Source organism: Streptomyces sp. MB09-02B (assembly GCF_033794485.1).
Lineage (GTDB): Bacteria > Actinomycetota > Actinomycetes > Streptomycetales > Streptomycetaceae > Streptomyces.
This window is the reverse complement of record NZ_JARGEE010000609.1, coordinates 1-4,124: the sequence shown is the minus strand read 5'-3', so window position 1 is coordinate 4,124 and position 4,124 is coordinate 1. Positions and strand designations below refer to the sequence as shown.

The following is a 4,124-nucleotide window of genomic DNA, read 5'->3' as shown; positions in this document are numbered from 1 at the left end:
CTCACCCCGCTCCGATGCTGACGCACGCCCCGCCCCCGCATCCCGAAAACCACCGTGCCACCACACAGTTGGCGTAACCCCTCCCCAGGGGCGCGGGGAACTGCGCGAACGGGGTCCGGGGCGGAGCCCCGAGTCTTTGGCCGGGCGGGTCGCCACCGGCCGGGAGGTGAGTCTGCGGAGTTATCGGTTGTTCGCGGCTCGGGATCCTCGGGTTCTGATCGGGATCGATCCGGAGATGGCCTGGTGCCAGCGGGATGTGCTCGCTTTGATGGCGGAGAGGTGCGGGGTTTCGGCCGATCCTGGGTGTACATCAGGGCAGGATGTGATCGACCCGGAGTTGACGGTGGGGGCGCTGGACCGCTTTGCGGAACGGCTCGGGGCGGTCGCTCGGAGTGGCGGGGCGGTGCTCCTCGGGACCGGGCACCCGCATCGGCTGCTGGGTTTCTACAGCGCTTTGGCGGACGCTCTGTCGGCGGCGGGATGTGAGGTTCTCACCCCAGCGACGGGTAGACGTGTCGACATAACGACCCGGTTCGGTCTACGCACGTACAACCTTGACTACGTACGGGGTGTCGCTGTGGTCCGTGAGGCGCCCGCCTTGCGCTCCGGTTGTGCGACCGGCGTGCACACGCATTCACCGCTGCCGGTTCGGACGGTTCTGGCGGCCGCCGCGGAGGCCGGCGGACCGCTCCCGGAACTCGTGGTGGGAGACCACGGATGGGTCTGCGGGGCAGGTCAGCTGGGGTTCGAGGCGATCGGGCTCGCCGATACGGACGATCCGGCCCTCTTCGTGGGGGAGGCGGAGGGGCGCGTGTCCGTCGCCGTTCCACTTGATGACGGTGTGCGGTCTGATTACTACCGACCGCTGACCCGCTACGTACTCAATCAAGCGTGTCTGTCACCGTAGGCCGCCGACGGCATCCCCTCTTCCCCACTCGCATCACCCGCCCCTACATTGGGGAGTGAGCACGCAACGACGAAGAGTCACCGGAAGGGGAAGCCGGTGGCCGTCGAGTGCGGAAGGTTCAGGTGTGTCATGGCTGCAGCTGGCGAGAGGCCTCTGAACGAGGTTCAGTTCCTGACCGTGGCGGAAGTCGCCGCGGTGATGCGCGTGTCGAAGATGACCGTGTACCGCTTGGTGCACAGCGGTCATCTGCCGGCGATCCGGGTGGGCAGGTCCTTCCGGGTACCGGAGCAAGCGGTGCACGAGTACCTCCGCGAGAGCTATGTGGGGGTGGAGACGGCCTGACGGCCATCGGGGCCGAGGGGCTCCCGGAGGTCCCGCGGGACCTCCGGGATACCCCCGGTTCCCCCTCGATTACGACCTCAGCGCTCGGACGGGTAGGCTGGCCCCTCGTAGGTCGTATGGGCCCATGGCGCCCAAACACCGAGTGATGAGAAGTGAGCGAGGGTAGTCGTGGGCTCTGTTATCAAGAAGCGGCGCAAGCGGATGGCTAAGAAGAAGCACCGCAAGCTGCTCAAGCGCACCCGCGTTCAGCGTCGCAACAAGAAGTAAGGCGGTCCGGCCCCGCGATCGGGGTCCTGGCCGGCCCCCCTCGCGTAAGGGGGCCGTACGCCTTGCTTTCTTGCGCGAGCGCTGTTGAAGAACGCGTTGCCGCGACCCCCCACCGGTTCCGGTGGGGGGTCGCGGTGTTTCACCGGTCATTGTTTTTGCCGGTCATTGACGGGGTCGCGGTCACCACAGCGCAACACCGACCCGCTAACGTGGCCGCACACGGGGAACGCGGAGAGCACGGGGAACGCGGCAGAGTACGAGCAGAGTTACGCCTGTGTGAGGCGACGGCTGGAAGGAAGGCGCTGATCTTGGGGAAGGTCGTGCTCGTCACCGGTGTGGCCCGTCAGCTGGGAGGCCGGTTCGTCCGGCGGATCCAGCGTGACCCGCAGGTCGACCGGGTCATCGCGGTGGACGCGGTACCGCCGGGACACCATCTGGGCGGTGCGGACTTCGTGCAGGCCGACATCCGTCAGCCCGCCATAGCCCGTCTGCTGGCCGAGCAGAACGTGGACACCGTGGTGCACATGGACGTCACGGGCACCCCGCTGGGCAGCGGCGGCCGCACCACGCTCAAGGAGACCAACGTCATCGGCACCATGCAGTTGCTCGGTGCCTGTCAGAAGTCCCCGTTGATCAAGCGGCTGGTCGTGAAGTCCAGCACGAACGTGTACGGTTCCGCGCCCCGCGATCCGGCCGTGTTCACCGAGACCACCCCGCCCAAGTCGCTGCCCAGCGGCGGCTTCGCCAAGGACACCGTTGAGGTCGAGGGGTATGTCCGCGGGTTCGCCCGGCGGCGCCCCGACGTGGCCGTGTGCGTGCTGCGGTTCGCGAACATCCTCGGGCCGAGCGCCGATTCACCGCTGGCCTCGTACTTCTCGCTGCCGGTGCTGCCGACCGTGCTGGGCTACGACCCCCGGCTGCAGTTCGTGCACGAGGACGACGTCATCGAGGTGCTGCGGATCGCCTCGCACGAACCGGCGCGCGGCACCCTCAACAGCGGCACGTTCAACATCGCGGGCGACGGTGTGCTGCTGCTCTCGCAGTGCGCGCGGCGTCTCGGCCGGCCGACGGTGCCACTGCTGATGCCGGCGGTCAGCTGGGTCGGCTCCATGGTCCGGACGCTGGGCGTCACCGACTTCTCCCCGGAGCAGCTGCGGCTGCTGACGCACGGGCGGGTCGTGTCGACCAACCAGATGCGCGAGACGCTCGGCTACCGGGCCCGGTACACCACCGCGGAGACGTTCGCGGACTTCGCGCGCAGCAGGGGGCCCGGCCTCCTGCCCCCCGAGGCCCTCGCTGGGGCCATCGACCGGATCGCCGCCCTGCCCGTGCCCACCGTGGGTGGCGGTCAACCCCCGACGCAGAGCGCCAACTGAGGAGCGCATCAACGATGGCGGATGCCAAGGTCATTCCGTTCGACGACGACCGGACGCGCGGGGGTGCCGCACAGCGCCCGCCGCGCCGCCGGACCACGGGGAGTCGGCGCAAGGGCGAGAGCGCGGTCGTCCGGGACGTCCGTGAATCCGGCGAGGTCCAGGCCCTCCCCGGACTGGCGGCGGGGACGGATGATGTCCCTGTGACACGGGAGAAGCCGGAGCCGCCCCAGGAGGCCGCCGAGGCACAGGACGGCGGCGGACTGGAGCGACGGATCGCGGGAGGACTCGCGTTCCTGCGCAAGCGCCTCACGGGCGACTACGAGGTCGACGACTTCGGCTACGACGCCGAACTCACCGACCAGGTGCTGATGTCCCTGCTGCGGCCGGTGTACGAGAAGTACTTCCGGGTCGAGGTGAAGGGCATCGAGAACATCCCGACGGACGGCGGCGCCCTGATCGTCTCCAACCACTCGGGGACGCTGCCGCTGGACGGCCTGATGATGCAGGTCGCCGTGCACGACAACCACCCCACGGGCCGGCATCTGCGGCTGCTCGCGGCGGACCTGGTCTTCATGCTGCCGGTGGTCAACGAACTCGCCCGCAAGCTCGGGCACACCCTGGCGTGCGCGGAGGACGCCTCACGGCTGCTGCAGCAGGGCGAACTGGTCGGGGTCATGCCGGAGGGCTTCAAGGGGCTCGGCAAGCCCTTCGGGGACCGCTACAAGCTGCAGCGGTTCGGGCGGGGCGGCTTCGTCTCCACGGCCCTGCGGGCGGGGACGCCGATCATTCCGTGCTCGATCGTGGGCGCGGAGGAGATCTACCCGATGATCGGGAACTCGAAGACACTCGCGCGGCTGCTCGGTTTCCCGTACTTCCCGATCACGCCGACCTTCCCGTGGCTCGGCCCGCTGGGCGCCGTACCGCTGCCGACGAAGTGGACCATCCAGTTCGGCGAGCCGATCCCCACGGACGGTTATCCGCCGGAGGCCGCCGAGGACCCGATGCTGATGTTCAACCTGACCGACCAGGTACGGGAGCAGATCCAGCACACCCTGTACAAGTTGCTGGTGCAGCGGCGGTCGGTGTTCTTCTAGCGTCGACCGGCGGACGTACGACGGTGGGGGCGCCCTTCTTCGAGAAGGGCGCCCCCACCGTCGTACTACGGGGTCATTCGCCGCTGTCGCCGTCGATGCCCAGGCCGGGCAGGAGGCCCGGGAGGAGGGGGGGGAGGG

At 68.9% G+C, this 4,124-nt stretch carries 5 protein-coding genes; all 5 read left to right on the top strand.

Annotated features, from left to right (window positions below; translation table 11 throughout):
- Positions 1 to 100: 100 nt before the first annotated feature.
- The 5 genes from P1P70_RS41625 (at position 101) to P1P70_RS41605 (ending at position 3,986) form a co-directional block, all read left to right on the top strand.
- Positions 101 to 907 carry a phosphatase gene (locus P1P70_RS41625; RefSeq protein WP_319247244.1) on the top strand — a complete coding sequence of 269 codons (807 nt, stop codon included), beginning with the start codon at positions 101 to 103 and terminating at the stop codon, positions 905 to 907.
- A 129-nt stretch (positions 908 to 1,036) separates the two neighbouring features.
- Complete coding sequence (locus tag P1P70_RS41620; protein WP_007443703.1) at positions 1,037 to 1,249, top strand: helix-turn-helix domain-containing protein; 213 nt, start codon at positions 1,037 to 1,039, stop codon at positions 1,247 to 1,249.
- A gap of 168 nt (positions 1,250 to 1,417) precedes the next feature.
- The gene (locus P1P70_RS41615; RefSeq protein WP_003948845.1) at positions 1,418 to 1,516 is read left to right on the top strand and encodes a 30S ribosomal protein bS22; all 99 of its coding nucleotides are present in this window, start codon (positions 1,418 to 1,420) and stop codon (positions 1,514 to 1,516) included.
- Between the two features lie 308 nt (positions 1,517 to 1,824).
- Positions 1,825 to 2,892 (top strand): NAD-dependent epimerase/dehydratase family protein, encoded by a 1,068-nt coding sequence (locus P1P70_RS41610; protein WP_319247241.1) that lies wholly within the window; start codon positions 1,825 to 1,827, stop codon positions 2,890 to 2,892.
- Between the two features lie 14 nt (positions 2,893 to 2,906).
- Positions 2,907 to 3,986 carry a lysophospholipid acyltransferase family protein gene (locus P1P70_RS41605; RefSeq protein ID WP_319247239.1) on the top strand — a complete coding sequence of 360 codons (1,080 nt, stop codon included), beginning with the start codon at positions 2,907 to 2,909 and terminating at the stop codon, positions 3,984 to 3,986.
- The last annotated feature ends 138 nt before the right edge of the window (positions 3,987 to 4,124 follow it).

Bases quoted from the DNA above. Each gene is read 5' to 3' on its own strand.
- P1P70_RS41605 (WP_319247239.1), top strand. From the start codon at position 2,907: ATGGCGGATGCCAAGGTCATTCCGTTCGACGACGACCGGACGCGCGGG.
- P1P70_RS41620 (WP_007443703.1), top strand. From the start codon at position 1,037: ATGGCTGCAGCTGGCGAGAGGCCTCTGAACGAGGTTCAGTTCCTGACC.